An 18,853-nucleotide genomic window follows, 5' to 3' on the forward strand; every position below is an offset into this window, starting at 1 on the left:
CCTTACGAAGCCTTCTGCCGGCCCAGCTTCTCGGCCTGCTCGCGCAGCAGTTCGGGTTTGACCTTGGCCAGCTTGCGCAGGGTCAGTTCGCGTTTGATGCGGCTCAGATAGTCCACATGCAGCACACCGTCCAAATGGTCGATCTCGTGCTGGATGCAGCGGGCGAACAGGCCGTCCGCCTCGATCTCGTGCGCTTCGGCGTTCTCGTCCTGATAGGCGACGCGGATTCGGTCCGGCCGCTCCACGTCGACGAAGATTTCGGGCAGGGACAGGCAGCCCTCGTTCATCAGGATCACCTCTTCGGAAGCCCAGGTAACGGTCGGGTTGACCATTTTGTGCGGCCGCGGGTCCTCGCCCTCGCGCGCGACGTCGACGACGATCACGCGCCGGTCGCTGCCGACCTGGGGCGCGGCGAGGCCGATGCCGGGGGCCTCGTACATGGTCTCCAGCATGTTCTGGAGCAGGGTGCGGACGGAATCGTCAATTTGCTCGACCGGCTTGCACGGCGTTTTCAGCCGGCGGTCGGGGGCGATGACGATGGGCAACAGGGACATTCCGATGGGTTCCTCCAGGCGAATCTGTTGCTAGCTATGGTGGGAATCCCTCCGGGTCAAGGATGCAGACGATCGCGTGGCCATCTCTCAACATGCCGTTAGCGGAGGCCTGGCCGTGGCTGGCCGGGCTGGCGGCGCTGGTGCTGGGCTTTTGGCTCGGCCGATCCGGCCGCCGCGACGGCCGCCTGGAGGCGGCGCTGGAGCAGCGCCTCCAGGCGCAGGAACGCGCGCTGGGCGAGACGCTGGCCCGCTCGCTCGACCGGGTCAGCGCGCGGGCGGCCGAGGGCGAGCGGCGCGGTGCGGCGGACGCGGCGGCGTTGCGCACCCAACTCTCGGGCCTGACCCGGCAGCAAGAGGGCGTCGGCCAGGCGCTGGGCGCCTTGCAGCGGGTGCTGGACAGCAAGCAGGCCCGCGGCGCGTTCGGCGAGGTGCAGTTGGAGCGGCTGGTCTCCGACCTGTTGCCGGCCTCCGCCTTTCGCATGCAGGCCGCGTTGGGACCGTACCGCGCCGATTGCCTGATCCGCCTGCCATTCCCGCCGGGGCCGGTGGCGGTGGATGCGAAATTCCCGCTGGAGGGCTACCAGGCCTGGCAGGCGGCGCAGGGCGACGCCAAGGCGGCGGCCGTGGCGCAACGGCGCTTCCGCCGGGACGTCGCCGCCCATGTGGAGGCGATCGCGTCCAAATACATCCGCGCCGGCGAGACGGCGGATTTCGCGCTGATGTTCGTGCCGTCCGAGGCCGTGTTCGCCGCGGTGCACAGCGAGTGCCGGCCGGTGGTGGAGGCCGCCGAGCGGGCGCGGGTGTTCCTGGTGTCGCCGGGGACGCTCTGGCCGCTGCTAAACACGCTGGCGGCGGTGCTGCGCGACGTGCGCTTTGCCGCGAACACGGCGGCGATGCAGGCGCAGGCCACCCAACTGGCGGCCGATGCGGCCACTCTGGCCGACCTCGCCGCCAAGGCCCAGCGCGACTGGAGCCGCCTCGGCCAGGACGTCCAGGCCCTGATGCGCCGCGCCGACGCCCTGGCGCTCGCCGGCAAGGCGTTTGCGGAAGGGGGAGCGGTGGCGGACACGGGGGCCGCCACCGAATTACGCGCCACAGATTGAGCTGCGCCCGTGCGAGGGCCGGTTCACCCGGTCGCGGGTGCAATGCCCTGCTGCTGCCGGAAAAAGTCGCGCACCTTGGCGCGGCTGACCTTGCCGTTCTCGGTGCGGGGCAGGTCGTTCACGGCCGTAATGATGAGTCTGGCCCGGAATATAGACCAGCGCGTCAGAATTTCCGCCCTGACCGTCTCCAAGTCGGCATTGTCGGCCAGAACGAGAGCGACGCAAACCAGGTTGCCGCCGTCGCTTGCCTTGATGCTAACCACTGCCGCATCCCTGACGCCCGACCCGGTTCTGAGGACGTCTTCCAGAACCAGGGGCGACTCCTTCACGCCGCCCAGGAAGACCATGTCGTCGGCACGCCCCAACAGTTGGACCTTGCGCGGGCCGGTCATGATGCCGGCGTCGCCGGTGTAGAACCAGCCGTTGCGGAACCATTTCCCGGTTTCTTCTTCGCTCTTGTAATAGCCGTCGATCATGCTGGGCGTGCGGACGGCAATCCTGCCGGCAACGCCGTCTGGAACCGGTGCGCCGTATTCGTCGTGCAATTCGAGATCAACGCCCGAAACGACAGAGCCATTGTCGGAGTCCATCATCTTCATGAGGAATGTAGCTTCATTGCTCCCCATAAATGTTAAGATATTTTCCGTCAATTTGGATGTTACGAGTGTTTTTTGGGGAATGGACAGTGCGGACCCGGCGAGTTCAATGCTTAATTTTGGGTAAATCCGATTCTCTTCGGGCAAGGCGGATACAAGCCATTCGATCAGGCCCGTCAGCATCCATATGTGAGTGGGGATTTGTCGGTCGATGGCTTTGGCGGGATCGGAAGCCCTGTGCACGGTTGCACCCAGGCAAATGCAAGTTTGGCAACGGACAAGGATGGGGTTGATGTGGAACGTCGCCCCGACAAGGACGAGACGCGTTGCGGCGGTCAGGCCAATGATGCGAATGCATTCGGTGATGTAGGCTTCTTGGTTCCTCCGCGTTCGCGGAATCAACTTCGGAATCCCCGTCGATCCGGATGACCGGGTGATCCGCACAAGGGCGTCCAGGTCCGGCGTCGTCACCGGCTGCGTCTGCGCCAGCGCCAAATCCATCCGCAATACGGCGTAGGCCCAGTCATCCGTCAGGCAGTGATAGGGAAACGGCGGCTCATCATCGACGGCCGCGTTGGTCAAGCCGACGTCCACATGCTGGTAGAGATAGCCGGCCTGCTTCCAGTTCCTGGCATTGTCGGATACCGACACCGCACCGAGATTCTCACAGCCTATGGTCAGCAGCCATTCGATGTAAAAATGGGGATGATGGATGGTGACGACCTGCCCACCACGGATGCCCAATTCGGCCAGCGCCTTGGTGAAACGCATCGCATCGGCGGCAAAGCGACCATAGGTGATCTCGCCGTCGTCCAGGATCAATGCCACCCGGTCGGGCTGGATGGCGGCGTGATACTGCAAATGCTCGAATGTGGTCGCAGGGGGGCGGGGCATGCGCGTGTCTCTCCCGAGGGCCGATTTCCAATCGATATCCCATCGGGGCAAATTGCGTAATTCAGCGAACTACGTAATTTCCCCAAGGTCGGGTTTGTCGACACCACATCCGACGCGGATGCATCGCGCCGCCACCGCCCCGCGCGCTACAGATTGAGCCGGGCCCGTGCCAGTTGCGGCACCAGCAGGCGGTCTGCGATGAATTTCAGGCTCTTGTCCTCTCCGGCGCTGGCGCGGTCCCGGCAGGCGAGCAACAGCTTGCCGGCCCGGGTCTGGCCCCAGAACCAGTCGAGCACGTCCACATGGCTGCCGCCATGGCCGGGTTGGGCCGTCGCGGCTTCCTGGTAGAAGGCCTGAAGATCGTGGGTGATGCGCTTGAACGCCTCCGCCGCGGCGACGCCTTCCAATGGCGAGTCCGTGGCTCCGCCGGCGGCGAAACCGGCAACATAGTCGGCTGCCGCGTCGATGGAGAGGCCGGACTGGCCGTAGGTGGTGCGGCCGCGCCGCTCCTCCGCCAGCGCCTGCCAGGGTTTGAGGCTGGCGATCTCGCGCTTCAGGGCGGCGGCGGGCGTTTCCTCGCCGGCCGGGGCCGGGAAGCTCACCGGGCAGACCCAGGCGTCGCCCTCGTCGTCCGCGGCGCGGGTCGGCGCGTCCTCGGCATGGTCCGCCAGCACCGGCCCGTCGGTGCGCTCCAGCAGGGCGAGGGCGGCGCGCAGCACGCGGGTCTGGAACGCCGCATCGTTCGGCACGCCCAGCGGGCGACCCAGTTCGTACGGCACCCAGAGCGCGCGGGGCGGGCGCATTTTCTCCGTGTGCAGGCGAACCAGGCTGATCGAGACGGTGGGCAGGCCGGCCCGTTCCAGGTAGTGACCGATCGCGCTCACGGCGCGGGTGCAGTTCGGTCAGACCGGGATCAGGACGACGGCGTCGACGCCATCGGCCTTGAGCGGGCCGATCAGGCTCTCCACGGCGGGCTGCATCAGCTTGGGGTCCGACGCGCCCATGAAGGAATAGTGGAAATCCGCCACCGAGCCGATCTCCCCCGCCGCCGCCAGTTCGCGCAGGCGGTCGATGGGGAAGACGATGTTGACGTCTTCCTGGAAGCCGGTGCGGTCGTAGTTGACCGAGATATGGCTCATGGTGAGCTCGCCCGGCGGCAGGTCGGCCGGGATGACGCGATAGTCGCCGTCGCCGACGCCGAAGCCGGCATCGCTTTTCCGGCCGAGGCCCGCGGTCGAGATGATCGCGACCCGGCGCCGGCTTGGCGGCGGGCCGGCAACACAGGGCGTCTCGCCCATGTCCTCGCAGGGCAGGTTCAGCAAATGGGCCGCAAATTCGGGCGGCAGGTCTTCGATACGGGCCACGGCTCCGGTCCTCCTTTCAATGGGTTGGGGACGGGGAAGACCCTAGGGCAGGCACGGCCGCAGGGCCAGAGCGGGACCGTGCGTTCCGCTCACAACACCCGTGCGCACGGTCGCCGAACGGCGCGGACCGCCGCGCACGGGCGATGCCGCCTTGCCTCAGAGCCGGTCGACCAGAGCGCCGAACGCCTGCGGGTCCCTGACCTCGAAGATTTTGCCCTGCAATTCGGCCAGGCCCATGTCGCGCCAGAGGCGGAAGGTCTTGTTGATGCTCTCGCGCGTGGCGCCGGTGATCTCACCCAGTTCGCGTTGCGAGAGGGCGAGGGGGATGTGCAGCACGCCATGGGTTTCTGCGACACCCGCCTGTTCGCCCAGAGCCAGCATGACCCGCGCCAGCCGGGATTCCAGGCTGCGCAAGGCCAGGTCTTCCACCTGTTCGGTGGTGCGGCGCAGGCGGAAACAGAGGAGGCGCATCAATTCCAGGCACAGATCGACCCGCGCCCGCAGGAACGGCTCGAACTCGCGGCGGTAGAGCACCAACAGCTTTGTGTCTTCGACCGCTGTGGCGTCGGCGGTGCGCTCGGCATGGTCGAGCAGGGCGATTTCGCCGAAGGACTGGCCCGGGCCGATTTCGTTCAGGATGACTTCCCGCCCTTCGAGGGAGACGGAACTGATGCGCACCCGGCCCTCTACCACCAGCATCATCGATTCCGCGGGCTCGCCGCGGCCGAAAATCAGCGTGCCGCGGTCGACATGGCGCGAGCGGCAGATTTGGCTTAGCGCCTTCAGATCGTGGTCGTTCAACGATTCGAGCAACTCGCATCGTTGCAACAGCCGCGCGGTCTGACCCAGAGCCGAAGGCGGGCCGCCAGTCATCGTTCTTCCTCTTCCATCCTCTGCCTGCTGCGACTTGGTTTTCCGGAAGTTTTCCGGATTATCGCTTAGCGGCTACGAATTGTTACCATTCGCCGATCCAGCATGCGCCGTAGCCAGTACGCACGCAAGCCTGCGCCCGCCACGATCCTGGACCGAACGGGGAACCGGAGCTTATACTTTCGACCACGCCCAGCGCAGCCAAGCCGGAGAATGTTCCCATGAGTCCCGATAGCGGTTCGGTCATCGCCCCCTCGGCCCCGCCCACCGAAGACGAAATGATCCCGGTGCTGGATGTCGGCCCCTATCTGCGGGGCGAACCGGGGGCGCTCGCAGCGCTGGCGGACGCGCTGCGCGACGCGCTGGAGACGGTCGGCTTTTACTACCTGACCGGCCATGACGTGCCGCTCGCGCTGATCCGCGACGTCTTTGCGGCCTCCAAGCGCTTCCACGCCCAGCCGCTGGAGCGGAAACTCGCGCTGCGGGCGAACGAGCACAATGTCGGCTACATGCCGGTCAACAGTTCGGTCAGCCGCGCCAGCCAGGTGGAGCAGGCGAAAAAGCCGAACCTGGTCGAGGCCTTTTTCCTGAAGCGCGACATGCCGCCGGATCACCCGGACGTGCTGGCGAACAAGCGCTATCGCTGCCAGAACCAGTGGCCGGCGGAGGCCGACCTGCCGGACTTCCGCGCCACGGTGACGGCCTATATGGATGCGCTGGAAAATCTCTGCCTGCGCATGCTGCCGGTCTATGCCCTGGCGCTGGACCTGCCGGTGGACTGGTTCAAGGAGCCGTTCGACGACCCGCAATACACGCTACGCCTCTCCCACTACCCGCCCAGCGAGGCCGGGGAGGCGGACCAGTACGGGCTGGCGCCGCACACCGATTCCAGCTTCCTCACCATGCTGGCCCAGGCGGACCTGCCGGGGCTCGCCATCCGCACGCCCAAGGGCAACTGGATCGACGTGCCGGTGATCGAGGGCGCGTTCGTGGTCAATTCGGGCGACATGATGCGACGGTGGACCAACCACCGCTTCCTGTCGACGCCGCACCGCGCCATCAACCGCAATCCGGGCGCGGATCGCTATGCGATCCCGTTCTTTTTCGACGCGAACATCGACTACCCGATGGCCTGCCTGCCGACCTGTAGCGGCCCCGACAATCCGCCGAAATACGAGCCGATCTCGTATATGGACTACATGCTCTGGTTCACCCGGCGAAACTACGACCACGTCCGGGCGAAGGACGGGACGGAGGCCGCCGATCCGGGCGTGCCGAAAACCCAGTCGGCGCGGGACTGAGGGCGCGAGACCTCCGATATGGCGAACGACGAGACGGCCGCCGGCCGCATCCGGCTGACGGTGGACGCGGCGCGGGCGCTGGGCGAGGCGGCGATGCGCGGCGCCGGCTGCGACGCCGAGGATGCCTGGGCGCTCACCGACCATGTGCTGGACGCCGCGCTGTGCGGCTATGAGTATTCCGGCCTGCCGAAGCTGTTGAACGTGGTCGACGACCCGCTGTTCCGTCAGCCGCGCCGGACGGTCAGCGTGGTCAAGGAGACCGGGCCGACCGCGCTGCTGGACGGGCACAACACCACCGGCATGGTCGCGGCCTGGCACGCCACTCGCGCCACCATCGAGCGGGCGGAGCGCCACGGTCTCGCCCTGGTCTGCCTCGCCAACACCTGGATGACCGGGCGCAGCGCCTATTATTGCGAGATGATGGCCAAGGCCGGGCTGGTGGCGATCCATACCGTCGCCGCGCCGGCCATGGTGGCGCCGTTCGGCGGCGCCGCACCGGCGCTCGGCACCAATCCCATCGCCTTCGGCTTTCCGACCGACGGCGACCCGCTGGTGATCGACATGGGCACCTCGGCCTTCATGGGCACGGACCTGCAATTCCGCAGCCGCCTGGGTGCCGCGATCCCGGCGGGCGTGGCGCTCGGCCCGGACGGTGCGCCGACCACCGATGCCGGCGTGGCGCGCAAGGGCGCGTTGTTGCCGTTCGGCGGGCCGGAGAACGGCTACAAAGGGTTCGGCCTCGCGCTGGCCATGGATGCGTTGGGAGCGCTGGCGGCGGGGCTCCGGCCGGCGGGCAAGATCAGCGGCTATCTGTTCATCGCCTTCAAGCCGGACCTGTTCGTGCCGCTGGCCGACTACCGGCAAGAAGTCTCGGCCCGCATCGCCGCGGTGAAGGCGACGCCGCGCCAGCCGGGCGTCACCGAGATCCGCATTCCCGGCGAGCGCGGCACGCGCACCCGCGAGCGCCTGATGCGGGACGGCATCACCATCGACCGCAAAATCCACGACGCCCTGCAACGCCTCGCCGAAGGCCGGCTCGACCACGGCGGCTGGTAGGGGCGTGCGAACACGGGCGGTGGCGGTGATCGAAGGATGCCACCGGTCCCGGCCCTCGCCTCCGGCTCGTCCGGGAAACGGCCCTGTTCCCCGGACGGTGCGGAGTGGCGGTCCGGGGTCAGGCCGTGGCGGCGACCCGGTCGGTGATCATGCGGTGGTAGTAGTGCAGGCAGGGCTCGTTGCGGCCGAAGACGATCTCGTCCTGGGCGGCGGAGTGGAAGCCTTGCTGGATCTGCTCGCTGATCTCGAAATCCTCTTCCTCGACCGTCTTCAGCAGCAGCGCCATGTTGCGGTCCCAGTGGCCCTTGGCGTTCTCGGTCACCGCCTCTTCCGGCGTGAACAGCGAGACGCGCATGGTGCACTGGTTTACCGGATCGGCCTGGCTCGGATAGATGTGCCAGAGCTCGATATGGTCCAACTGCCAGGTCCAGATCACGTTCGGGAACAGCACATAGACGCCGACCAGATGGCGCAGCACGTCCCATTCGCTCTCCGGCCGGTCCTTCAGCGTCGGAATGGTGCGGCGGGCGCCGAGCCAGCGGATCGTGGTGCCGTCCAGCACGTCGGCGGTGTTGAGATTGCCGTGGATCAGCGGCGCAATCGAATTGCGATGCAGTTTCGGAAAGTGATAGCTCTCCAGGAAGGTGTCGACGCAGATCTTCCAGTTCATCTGCCGCGTCAGGCGGCGGGTCTCGTAATGGTGGTAGTCGGCGAACCGGTAGGCCGCGAGTTCCGCATTCGTCACCGGCCCCAGCACCCGGTCCAGGTCGAACGTCTTGCCGGGCGTCGGGCAGGCCCAGATATTGCCGTCGCGCTCCTCGCACCACAATTCGGTCAGGCCGTAGTCGGCGCGGTCCAGGCCGTCGAAGCCGTATTCCTCCGGCCGGCCGATCAGCGTGCCATCCAGGCCGAAATTCCAGGCGTGGTAGGGGCAGACAAAGCTCTTGGCGGCACCGCAGCCGGTGGCGACCTTGGCGCCGCGATGGCGGCAGACATTGAGAAAGGCGCGCACCCGGCCATCCCGGCCGCGGGCGACCAGGATCGGCGCGCCGGTCAGGTCGTCGGTGAAATAGTCGCCGGGCTTCGGCACTTCCGCCGACGCGCCCAGGCACAACGGCCCCTCGCGGAACAGCAGGCGCTGTTCCCTGGCGGCGTGGTCCGGGCAGACATATTCGCGGATCGGCTGGCGATAGGGCTCCGGCTCCGTCGCCGTCGTCCGGGTTTCGAGAAAGTCGAGAAGGCGCTTGGCTTGGACGATCTGCTCGGATTGCTGCATCGGCTTCGACCCTGTCTGGTTCTGTTATGACGCCATTATGGCAGGCTGCCGGGATTTACCCAATGGCCTAGCAGCGACGCCAGATAGCGCCCCAGGAACAGGACGAGCGTCACCGCCCAGACCCCCATGATCGCCAGTGGCACGATTAATGGCAGCAGCGCTAGCCGCTCCCGCCCGGCCCGGGCCAAAAGGAACCAGCTTGCAAAACAGGCGCCGGCGATGATCGGGTAGAGTACCGTCACCTGCAGGATGAACAGGAGGATGCCCGACCGCTCCTCCTCGCCCAGATGGCCCGCATACATGATCGCGGCGATGGCGGCCGCCGGCCACAGGACGAAGGATTGTCCGACCGCGCGCACCGGCTCTTTCAGCGGATGGGCGAGCCGGAACCGGCCCATGGGCTTGGCGCGTTGGAAGGGGTTGAAAAGTTTAGTCAAGGCGGGCTCGTTGTATTTGGTATTCGGCGATCGTTTCGCGCCCGAGATCCGAACGCTCGACGATCCTGGTGATGGCGGCGGCGTCTTCGGCGGAAATCTGGGATTCCCATTTGGACAATGCCGACAGCGTGTTGCGGATTAGGGAGAAATAGCTGGCATCGGTCGTGGCCGGGGCGTCCGTGTTCAAACGGATATAGTCACGAATTTGCTCGTCCATCGGCAGGCCGAGAAACGCGCAAAGCCGCTCTGCTTCCGCCTGGGGTTCGCAGCAGAGTTTCTCGTACGAAACGAAGGTGTAGTTTGGGTTGCCATGCAAATGGCGCCGGGCGAAGTCGTTGCGGATCATCCAGCGAAAGGCCTGTTGCTCGCCATAACTGGCCTTGGCCAGTTCGTCGTAGGTCAGCCCGTAGTCGTGGGCTTCCGGAATGGCGAAAAGCGCCTCCAGAAACACCTCTCCGGTCATCTTGCCGGCGGCACGACCACGGATCAGCGAGGCTAGGACCGCGCAGGGATGGCGGACGATGTGAATGATCTTGAGGTTCGGCAGGGCGTTGGCGAAGATGGGCGCGCGCATGGTTGCGCTGACGGACTTGATCACCACGAACGGCGGCTCTTTGCGCGCAATCATGTCCGGGACATGAAATATAATGCCTGCCTTGCCGAGGGCCTTGGCACCGTAAACCCAGCCGGGCATCATCGCGTTGCCGAGGGTCGAGCGGAACGCCTTGCGGAAGACGGGCCGGGAACCCGATGCGCGCTCGTCACTCTGCCGGGTGAGGGCGGCAAAATAGGAGCGCGCCTCATCGCGGTAGCGTTCAATGTCCGCAGCGCTCGGCGTATAGGGGATGCGGGAATTCGGCCTCGAAATGTCGGGCTCGTGCCGGTAGAGCACTTCCGGGGACGCATCCAAAATCTTCGTCAGGAACGACGTACCGGACCGGCCAGCCCCAACCACCAAGGCCATCCGGCTGGAGAGCGGTTCGGATGTGTTTTTGGGCATCAATCCACCTCTAACCCGTCCGGAGAATGTTTGGCCTTGGCCCAGTGAGGCTGTATGCGCGGTGGGATGGCCGAAGGCGTTGTCGTGTCCAGCAGCACTGTTCACAAGGCCAATAGAGTATGACGCAGTAGTCATTCCAACCCGTGAACATAGCCCAACCCCGATCCTAGACCGGTGGAGGAGCCGTTGCGATTTCTGCGCTTGGGCTATTTGTGCCGGAAGGTGATGCGGCCCTTGGTCAAGTCGTACGGCGTCATTTCCACCGCAACCTTGTCGCCGGGCATCACGCGAATGCGGAATTTGCGCATTTTGCCGGCGAGGCGGGCAATAATTTCGTGGTCGTTTTCCAGTTTCACCCGAAACATCGCGTTCGGGAGTTTTTCCACCACTTCACCCTGAAATTCCAGCAGGTCTTCTTTCGACATCCAGTCACTCTCAATTCGGGAAGCTCGTTTCGTGAGGCCGCAGCTCTTACGAAGGCATGCAGGGCTTTTACCCCCTTCGGCACCGTCAGGCCAGCTATTCGTGCGATCCTGCCCCGGCCCGCGTCACTCTGCGACCACGCGCAACATTGTGTCGGATGGCGAAGCTTGCAATGCCATTTCCCGCACCACTAACCCGCTCCCCGTGGAAATCAATACGTAAGACTGCGGAGAGAGTGATTGATTTAACAGGCTTGAAGCCTCCACCATGCGAAAAGACCCTGTCTCGTCGGCCTCGTGCTGGTGGCGTTTGCCGGCAAAACGCCGGGCTGGCCGCAACAACGGATCTCCTTTTGGGATTGCAGCGTATCATGAATGACCTCGACTACCTGGAAGCGGAAGGCATCTACATCTTCCGCGAGGCGTTCAATCGCCTGAACAATATCGCGATGCTTTGGTCGCTCGGCAAAGATTCGAATGTGATGCTCTGGCTGGCGCGCAAGGCCTTTTTCGGCCATGTGCCGTTTCCGGTGGTCCATGTCGACACCGAAAAGAAGTTCCCGGAAATGATCGAGTTCCGGGACGTGAAGGCCAAGGAATGGGGGCTGAACCTCATCACGGGCTTCTGCCCGCCCACCGAGGCAATGGACCCGACCCTGCCGCCCGCCGCCCGCTCGGCCGCGCGCAAGACGGCGGGGTTGAAGGCGCTGACCGACCAATACCAGTGGACCGGCATTTTTGCCGGCATCCGGCGCGACGAACAGGCGGTGCGGGCCAAGGAGCGGTTTTTCAGCCCGCGCGGCGAAACCTCCGAGTGGGATTTCCGCGACCAGCCGCCGGAGTTCTGGGGCCAGTTCAACACCGATTTCCCGCCCGGCACCCATCTGCGCATCCACCCGCTGCTGTCATGGACCGAAATCGACATCTGGCGGTATATCCAGCGCGAGAACATCCCGGTGATCTCGCTCTATTTCTCGCAGGGTGGCAAACGCTATCGCTCGCTGGGCGACCAGGACATCACCTTTCCCGTGGACAGCGAAGCCTCGACGATCGAGGAGATCATCGAGGAACTGACCACCACGACGGTTTCCGAGCGCGCCGGCCGTGCCATGGACCACGAACAGGAAGACGCGTTCGAGCGCCTGCGCCGCGCCGGCTACATGTAAGCCGCCCCGAACCGCTGTTCCCTACCAATAGTCATAGTCGAGAGAGAGCATGTCCGCAGCCGCTGCCACACACGTTACCCTGTCCGGGGTTCATCCGCTGCAACTCGTGATCGTCGGCCATGTCGACCACGGCAAGTCCACCTTCGTCGGTCGCCTGCTGCACGAGACCGGGGCCTTGCCGGAAAGCAAGGTCCAGCAGATCCGCGCGGTTTCCGAGCGCCGGGGCCAGCGCATGGAATGGGCCTTCCTGCTGGATGCCTTCCAGGCGGAGCGGGACCAGGGCATCACAATCGACGTGAGCCGCATCCCGTTCAAGACCCACAAGCGCCAGTACGTCATCATCGACGCGCCGGGCCACAAGGAATTCCTGAAGAACATGGTCACCGGCGCCGCCGACGCCGAGGCCGCCTTCCTGATGATCGACGCCAAGGAAGGCTTGCAGGAACAGTCGCGCCGGCATGCCTATCTGCTGTCGCTGATGGGCACGCATCAGGTGGCGGTTCTGGTCACCAAGATGGACCTGATCGATTTCGACCATCAGAAATTCGCCGAGATCGAGCGCGACATCCGCGCCTATCTGCGCGAGCTGGGACTGACGCCGCGCGCCGTGGTGCCGATTGCGGCCCAGGGGGAGGACGCCGCCAACATCGTGCGGCGGGCCTCCAACATGCTCTGGTACACCGGCCCGACGGTGATCGAACTGCTCGACCAGTTGGAGCCGCGGCCGCAGAACGACCAACTGCCCTTCCGCATGCCTGTGCAGGATATCTACCGGTTCGACGAACGCCGCATCATTGCCGGCCGGGTCGAGACCGGGCGGGTCGCAGTCGGCGATACGGTGATCTTCTCACCGTCCGGCAAGAGTGCGAAAGTCCGCTCGGTCGAGGCCTGGAACACCGACCGGCTGCCGCAATCGGGCAGTGCCGGCCAGTGCGTCGGCTTCACGCTCGATCAGCAGATTTTCGTGGAGCGGGGCGAGGTCGCCAGCCACGAGCAGGATGCGCCCATCCTCTCCAACGTGTTTCGCGGCAACATTTTCTGGTTCAGCCACAAGCCGCTCCGCGTCGGCCACACGCTGAAGCTCAAGCTTGCCACCGCCGAGCACATGGTCACGGTTCAGTCGGTGGACGAGGTCATCGACACCGAGAATCTGGGCGGCACCGGCCGGCAGGAGGTGCTGCGCAGCGAGGTGGCGAAGGTGACCCTGCGCGCCCGCGGTCTCATGGCCCTGGACGAGGCGGTGCGGAGCCCGTTGACCGGCCGGTTCGTGCTGGTCGACGATTTCCGCATCGTCGGCGGCGGCACCATCTCGATGGAGGGCTATCCGAACCAGCGCGATCTGATCACGGTGCGCTCCACCAACATCACCGCCAGCGAAACCCAGGTCGACCGCGACGCGCGCTGGAAGCGCAACGGTCACAAGGGCGCCGTGCTCTGGATGACCGGCCTTTCCGGTGCCGGCAAGTCGACCATCGCGCGCGAGGCGGAGAAGGTGCTGTTCCTGAAGGGCTACAACGTCTATGTGCTGGACGGCGACAATGTCCGCGGCGGCCTGAACGCCAATCTGGGCTTCTCGCCCGAAGACCGGGCCGAGAACATCCGCCGCGTCGGCGAGGTGGCGGCTCTGTTCGCCGATGCCGGCATTATCTGCCTGGCCTCGTTCATCTCGCCTTACGCCTCGGACCGCGAGCGGGCGCGCAAGGCCGCCGGCGATGCCTATCACGAGGTGTTCGTGCGCGCCGATCTGGAAGTGTGCGAGGAACGCGATCCGAAAGGCCTCTACAAGCGGGCGCGGGCCGGCGAGATCGCCGACTTCACCGGCATTTCCGCCCCCTATGAGGCGCCGCAGGCCCCGGAACTGGACATCAACACGGCCCAGCTCACCATCGACGAAGGGGTGGCCCTGCTGGTGAATTATGTGGAATCCCACATCCGCTTCACCTGAACCGGCGGCTTGTTCCCCGCTTTGACGACGAGGACAGGGTGACGATGGGCCGGCATTAACCAATTGTTCACCTGCTTGGCATCGAATGTCTGAATGATCGGTACAACCGTTAAGGTTGTGGTGAGGAGTTCAGGCATTGCCGGTGACCGTCCGCCCCCTACTCGCATCCGCGCTCGCATTCGGCTGGATTCTGGGCGCTCCCTTGCCGGGATTGTCACAACCGAAAGGGGAGGTTGTGGCGCTGCCGGATGGCGACACGGTCGCCATCGGCGCCCAGGGGCCGGCCCTGCTCGCAACCCACGACGCGGGCCGGTTGGAGGCCGTGCTCTGGCAATTGATCGACGAAGGCCGGGCCGATGACGCCATGGCCGTGCTCGCCTATGTCGCCCGCCATCGGCCCGCCGAGGCGCCGGCGCTGGCGGTCACGGGCCTGCGCATTGTCACCGACCTCAACGATCAGGCGCGAGCGCGGACGCTGGTGGCGGCCATTGCGTCGGAAAGCGGGACCCCACCCGATGCGATTCTGGCGGCGGTGCAGCAGTCGGGATTGCCGGCGGATTTCTGGACCGACGCCTCCGTGCCCGTCGCCGCGGCGGAGGAAGACGTCGCCGGTCTGGAGCCGGCCGCAGGGCGCCTGCCGGCCGCGGGGCGCCCGCAGGGGGCGGAAGGGCCCGCTTCGGACGCGGATCGCGCGCCCGCTGCGGTGGCAGCCAATGCGCCCGTTTACGGCGGCTATGGCGGCGGCGGCGGCTTCGGCGGCGGTCTGCCGCCGGGCCTGACCATTGGCGGCGGCAGCGGCGGCAGACCCTCGGTGCCACCGGGTCCGCCACCGGGGATCCCGGACCCTCCGACCGGTGGCGGGATGAGTCGCTGACATGCGGGCGGCAGCCATTTTCGGTCTGGCCTTTGCCGCAGTTTGGGCGGCGGCCCTGGTCCTGTCCGTGCACGCGGCGGAGGCACCGGCGCCCCGCCCGCGTCCGGAACTGGGCGATGGCTCCCCCGGCCGTGGCCCGGCGGGGACCGTCCGCGCCCGGCCACGGACCGACTATGACCCTATCGGCCTGCCGCTCGGTGCGTTCCGCGTCTATCCGAGCCTGGGCGCCGCCGCGCGGTACGACAGCAACATTCTCCGCGAATCCGCCAGCGGCGAGAGCGATGCGGTCGCAGTGGCCAGCCCCGGCGTCCGCGCCGAGTCCGACTGGGCCCGACACCGCCTGGCGCTCACCGCGTCCGCCGATCTCGGCATTTATGCCCGCCATTCCAGCGAAAATTATGCCGACGCCCGGGCGGAGGCGACGGGCTATATCGACATTCGCCGCGGTCTGCGCCTGGAGGCGACCGCCGGCTTCGGCCACGGGCACGAAGAGCGCGGCAGCGTGGACGGCGATGGCGGCACCGAGCCGGTGACGTTCTGGCGCTGGAACGCGCGGGCGGCGCTGGCCGGCGAGCGCGGTGCGTTCGGCTACCGCGTCGGCGCTGACTATGTGCGGCTGAACTATAACGACGTGGCCGCCATCGGCGGTGGCACGTTGAACCAGGACGACCGCGACCGGCAAATCCTGGGCGGGTTCGCCCGGCTCGACTACCACGCCTTTCCCGCCGGCGGCGTGTTCGTCGCCGGCCGCTATGACCGCACCGACTTCCGCACCCGCGTCGACGACGGCGGCGTCAACCGCGATGCCCGCAGCCAGACCCTGGTGGCGGGGGTGTCGCTCGACGCCGGCGGCATCACCTTCGGCCAGGTCTATGCCGGCTGGTTCGGCGAGCAGCCGGACGACGCCCGCCTGGAGGACGTCTCCGGCTTCACCGCCGGCGGCGAGCTCAGCGCCAATGTCACTCCGCTGACCACGGTCGGCCTGCGGGGCGACCGGGGCGTGCGGTCGACCGTGACGGACGGCGCGTCGTCGCTGGTCGTCACCGAGGTGCGCGCGACGGTCGACCACGAACTGCTGCGCAACCTGCTGCTGGGCGCCGTCGTGCACGGCCGCCGCCTGGCGTTTCAGGGCCTCGACCGCACCGACGACCATCTTGCCGCCGGGCTCGCGGCCGACTGGCTGCTGAACCGCACTCTGCGCCTGCGCTTCGACTACGCCTTCGACCTGCGCAACTCGCACGGCGCCGCGGCGGTGCACGGCTGGCGCCGTCATGTCGTCGGCCTGCATGTGTTGCTGCAACGATGACGAAGGGAGACCCCGCATGCCCGACCGCAGTCTGACAAGCGTCCTCGCGCTGATTCTGGCGCTGGTGCTGGGCGCCGCCGCCGGCGGGGCCGAGCGCCCGGTCTACCGCCTCGGCAGCGGCGACCGCATCGTCGTAACCGTGTTCGGCCACGAGGACCTTTCCGGCGAGTTCGAACTGGACGGCGAAGGCCGGATCGCCCTGCCGCTGGTGGGCGAGGTCGCGCTCGGCCATCGCAGCCTGCGCGAGGCGGAGGGCCTGGTGGCGGACCGTCTGAAGCCGGATTATCTGGTCAACCCGCGCGTCAGCATCCAGGTCGCCAACTACCGCCCATTCTACATCCTGGGCGAGGTGAAACAGCCGGGCAGCTACCCGTATGTCAACGGCCTGACCGTGGTGCAGGCGGTGGCCATCGCCGGCGGCTACACCTACCGCGCCCGCCAGAGCCGCGTCAGCATCCAGCGCGCCCGGGATCCGGCCGCCCAACAACAGGGTGTCGGTCCGGATACCGTCGTCCTGCCAGGGGATATCGTGAATGTTCCGGAACGCTATTTCTGAGCCGCCGGGCGCCGCCCGGTCGGCACCAGGCACCGCCGGCCGGCGCCGGTGACGCCGCTCCATCCCGCGACCGAGCCCCACCCGGCGCCCGGTGCCGGGCCTCGGCCGCCCCGCCGCCGAGCGCCGACGGCGCGCCCACCACAAGGCGCCGACGGCGCGCCACCGTCGTCCGCGCCCTGGCTCCAGCGCGAATGGGACCTGCCGGCCCTTGTCGGCCTGCTCTGGCGGCGGCGATGGTTGGTGGCGGCTGCGGTCGGTCTGGGCCTGCTGCTGGCCCTGTTGATGGTGGCGCAATGGCCCCCCTCCTACACGGCAGAAGCGGTGGTGCTGGTCGATCCGGAGGCCCAGCCGAAGGTGGAGTTCGAGGAGTTGCTGACCGGCGCCACCCCGGACGACCAGCGTCTCAGCAGCGAGGTGCTGGTGCTGCGCGCGCCGGATCTGGCGGCCAGCGTGGTCCGCCGCCTGAACCTCGCCGCCCGGCCGGATTTCAACCCCGATCTGCCGCAACGCCTGCCGCCCTATGCGCTCTGGCGGGCGCTGCCGGCGGACTGGGTCGCGGCCGTGGCCGGCTGGTTGGGTCTGGTCGCGCCGGAGCCGCCCCTGGCGCCGGAGGCGCGGCTGGAGGCGAAGGCGCAACGGGTGCTCGCCGCCTTCGCCGACCGGCTGGAGGTGGAGCGTATCGGCCGCAGCCACGCCCTGCGCATCGCGGTGACCGGCCACGATGCCGGCCTTGCCGCCGACGCCGCCAACGCCCTGGCCGACGCCTATCTGGACCAGCAGTTGGCGGCCAAGCACGCAGCCACGGCGGAGGCCAGCGCCTGGCTCGACAAGCGCATCGCCGACCTGCGCGCCCGGGCGGAGGAGGCGGAGCGCGCGGTGGAGGACTATCGCGTCGCCACCGGCCTGATCGACGCCAACGGCTCCACGGTCACGACCCAGCAACTGGCGGAGTTGAACACCCAGCTCGTCACGGCGCGGGCGGAGACGGCGGCGGCCCGGGCCCGGCTGTCCCAGGTGCGGGCGGAATTGCGGCAAAGCGGCGATGCCCTCGCCGCGGCCGAAGTCCTGTCCTCGCCGCTGATCCACCGCCTGAAGGAGCAGGAGGTGGAGGTGCTGCGGCAGCGGGCGGAACTGGCCCAGGAATACGGCCCCAAGCATCCGCGCATGCTCAGCGTCCAGGCGGAACTGGCGGACATCCAGGCCAAGATCGCTGCGGAGGTGCGCCAGATCGTGGCCGGCCTCAGCAACGCCGTGGCCGTCGCCGAGGCCCAGGAAGCGGCCCTCCGCGCCGCGCTCCGCCACACGGAGGCCGCCGCCGCCGACCAGGGCAAGGCCCAGGTGCGCCTGCACGCGCTGGAGCGCGAGGCGGAGGCCGCCCGCGACCTGTTGCAGACCTTCCTGCTGCGCACCAAGCAGACCGGCGACCAGCAGGAGATCCAGCGCCCGGATGCCCGCATCATCGCCCGCGCCAGCCCGCCGGAGCGGCCGTCGGAGCCGCGCCAGGCCCTGGTTCTGGGCGGATTCGGTGCGGTCTCGCTGCTGCTGGGCCTGGCCGCCGCCCTGCTTCTGGGCCTGCGCGAGCAGGGGTTGGGCGACCGGGGGTTCGGGGCGGCGGCCGCCCTGCGCGTCCGTCTCGGCGTGCCGGTGCTGGGCGCGGTGCCGCAGCAGAAGGCCCGGCGCGGCGCCACTCCGGCGGATGCGGTGGCCGACGCGCCGCTCGGCGCCATCGCCGAGGCCCTGCGCATGGTCGCCTCCGGCCTGGCCGGCGCCCCGTCGTGCTGGTCACGGCGGCGACGGCGGCGGAGGGCAAGACCACTCTCGCGCTGGCGCTCGCCCGCACCCTGGCGGCCCAGGGGCGGCGGGTGCTGCTGGTCGATGCCGATGTGCGGCGGGCCGGCCTCAGCCATCTGGTCGGGCTGGAGCGCATGCCCGGCCTGGCCTGAAGCCCTGGGCGGGGCGGCTCCCGCGCGGCCCTGGCGCTGGCCGGCGACCGGGTGCGCGGGCTGCACATCCTGCCGGCCGGCGCCGCCGCCGCGCGGCTGGAGGCGGCTGGCGCCGGCGACGAGACCGTGCTGGCCGGCCTGCTGGCGGACTGGCGCTTGCGGTTTGACCACGTGATCCTCGATTCCGCCC

At 67.6% G+C, this 18,853-nt stretch carries 18 protein-coding genes; 9 read left to right on the forward strand and 9 right to left on the reverse strand.

Annotated features, from left to right (window positions below):
- Positions 1 to 2 precede the first annotated feature (2 nt).
- On the reverse strand, positions 3 to 554 hold the full coding sequence (locus H6844_07760; protein MCB9929294.1) for a peptide deformylase: 552 nt from the start codon (positions 552 to 554) through the stop codon (positions 3 to 5).
- Between the two features lie 92 nt (positions 555 to 646).
- Here H6844_07760 and H6844_07765 point away from each other — a divergent pair, with 92 nt between their 5' ends.
- On the forward strand, positions 647 to 1,657 hold the full coding sequence (locus H6844_07765; GenBank protein ID MCB9929295.1) for a DNA recombination protein RmuC: 1,011 nt from the start codon (positions 647 to 649) through the stop codon (positions 1,655 to 1,657).
- Between the two features lie 23 nt (positions 1,658 to 1,680).
- Here the strand turns inward: H6844_07765 and H6844_07770 are convergent, their stop codons facing one another.
- The 4 genes from H6844_07770 to H6844_07785 all read right to left on the reverse strand — a co-directional run bounded on the left by H6844_07770 (position 1,681) and on the right by H6844_07785 (position 5,384).
- On the reverse strand, positions 1,681 to 3,147 hold the full coding sequence (locus tag H6844_07770; protein ID MCB9929296.1) for an acyl--CoA ligase: 1,467 nt from the start codon (positions 3,145 to 3,147) through the stop codon (positions 1,681 to 1,683).
- Between the two features lie 146 nt (positions 3,148 to 3,293).
- Positions 3,294 to 4,031: a hypothetical protein gene (locus H6844_07775; protein MCB9929297.1), complete on the reverse strand. Its 738-nt coding sequence runs from the start codon at positions 4,029 to 4,031 to the stop codon at positions 3,294 to 3,296.
- A gap of 18 nt (positions 4,032 to 4,049) precedes the next feature.
- Complete coding sequence (locus H6844_07780; protein MCB9929298.1) at positions 4,050 to 4,511, reverse strand: selenoprotein B glycine/betaine/sarcosine/D-proline reductase; 462 nt, start codon at positions 4,509 to 4,511, stop codon at positions 4,050 to 4,052.
- A gap of 156 nt (positions 4,512 to 4,667) precedes the next feature.
- Positions 4,668 to 5,384, reverse strand: a complete 717-nt coding sequence (locus tag H6844_07785) for a Crp/Fnr family transcriptional regulator (GenBank protein MCB9929299.1) — start codon at positions 5,382 to 5,384, stop codon at positions 4,668 to 4,670.
- Positions 5,385 to 5,602: 218 nt separating this feature from the next.
- On the opposite strand from H6844_07785, the gene H6844_07790 reads away from it, so the two are divergent.
- Positions 5,603 to 6,682 (forward strand): isopenicillin N synthase family oxygenase, encoded by a 1,080-nt coding sequence (locus H6844_07790; protein MCB9929300.1) that lies wholly within the window; start codon positions 5,603 to 5,605, stop codon positions 6,680 to 6,682.
- Between the two features lie 18 nt (positions 6,683 to 6,700).
- On the forward strand, positions 6,701 to 7,738 hold the full coding sequence (locus H6844_07795; GenBank protein MCB9929301.1) for an Ldh family oxidoreductase: 1,038 nt from the start codon (positions 6,701 to 6,703) through the stop codon (positions 7,736 to 7,738).
- A 118-nt stretch (positions 7,739 to 7,856) separates the two neighbouring features.
- Here H6844_07795 and H6844_07800 read toward each other — a convergent pair whose 3' ends face one another.
- The 4 genes from H6844_07800 to infA form a co-directional block, all read right to left on the reverse strand.
- Entirely contained in the window at positions 7,857 to 9,014 is a 1,158-nt protein-coding gene (locus H6844_07800; GenBank protein MCB9929302.1) for a Rieske 2Fe-2S domain-containing protein, read from the reverse strand.
- 35 nt (positions 9,015 to 9,049) lie between these two features.
- Entirely contained in the window at positions 9,050 to 9,451 is a 402-nt protein-coding gene (locus H6844_07805; protein MCB9929303.1) for a hypothetical protein, read from the reverse strand.
- The gene (locus H6844_07810; protein ID MCB9929304.1) at positions 9,444 to 10,451 is read right to left on the reverse strand and encodes a sulfotransferase; all 1,008 of its coding nucleotides are present in this window, start codon (positions 10,449 to 10,451) and stop codon (positions 9,444 to 9,446) included. Before H6844_07810 ends, H6844_07805 begins: the two co-directional genes overlap by 8 nt.
- A 206-nt stretch (positions 10,452 to 10,657) precedes the next feature.
- Positions 10,658 to 10,876 (reverse strand): translation initiation factor IF-1, encoded by a 219-nt coding sequence (infA, locus tag H6844_07815; protein MCB9929305.1) that lies wholly within the window; start codon positions 10,874 to 10,876, stop codon positions 10,658 to 10,660.
- A gap of 368 nt (positions 10,877 to 11,244) precedes the next feature.
- Between infA and H6844_07820 the strand changes: the two genes are divergently transcribed.
- The 6 genes from H6844_07820 to H6844_07845 all read left to right on the forward strand — a co-directional run bounded on the left by H6844_07820 (position 11,245) and on the right by H6844_07845 (position 18,838).
- Positions 11,245 to 12,039, forward strand: coding sequence for a sulfate adenylyltransferase subunit 2 (locus H6844_07820; protein ID MCB9929306.1), 795 nt, complete (start codon positions 11,245 to 11,247; stop codon positions 12,037 to 12,039).
- Positions 12,040 to 12,088: 49 nt separating this feature from the next.
- On the forward strand, positions 12,089 to 13,984 hold the full coding sequence (gene cysC / locus H6844_07825) for an adenylyl-sulfate kinase (GenBank protein ID MCB9929307.1): 1,896 nt from the start codon (positions 12,089 to 12,091) through the stop codon (positions 13,982 to 13,984).
- A 136-nt stretch (positions 13,985 to 14,120) separates the two neighbouring features.
- Positions 14,121 to 14,858 (forward strand): hypothetical protein, encoded by a 738-nt coding sequence (locus H6844_07830; protein MCB9929308.1) that lies wholly within the window; start codon positions 14,121 to 14,123, stop codon positions 14,856 to 14,858.
- 1 nt (position 14,859) lies between these two features.
- Entirely contained in the window at positions 14,860 to 16,164 is a 1,305-nt protein-coding gene (locus H6844_07835) for an outer membrane beta-barrel protein (protein MCB9929309.1), read from the forward strand.
- 31 nt (positions 16,165 to 16,195) lie between these two features.
- The gene (locus H6844_07840; GenBank protein MCB9929310.1) at positions 16,196 to 16,720 is read left to right on the forward strand and encodes a polysaccharide export protein; all 525 of its coding nucleotides are present in this window, start codon (positions 16,196 to 16,198) and stop codon (positions 16,718 to 16,720) included.
- Between the two features lie 48 nt (positions 16,721 to 16,768).
- On the forward strand, positions 16,769 to 18,838 hold the full coding sequence (locus tag H6844_07845) for a GumC family protein (GenBank protein ID MCB9929311.1): 2,070 nt from the start codon (positions 16,769 to 16,771) through the stop codon (positions 18,836 to 18,838).
- Positions 18,839 to 18,853 lie beyond the last annotated feature (15 nt).

The sequence above is a fragment of the Alphaproteobacteria bacterium genome (assembly GCA_020638555.1).
Classification (GTDB): domain Bacteria; phylum Pseudomonadota; class Alphaproteobacteria; order Bin95; family Bin95; genus JACKII01.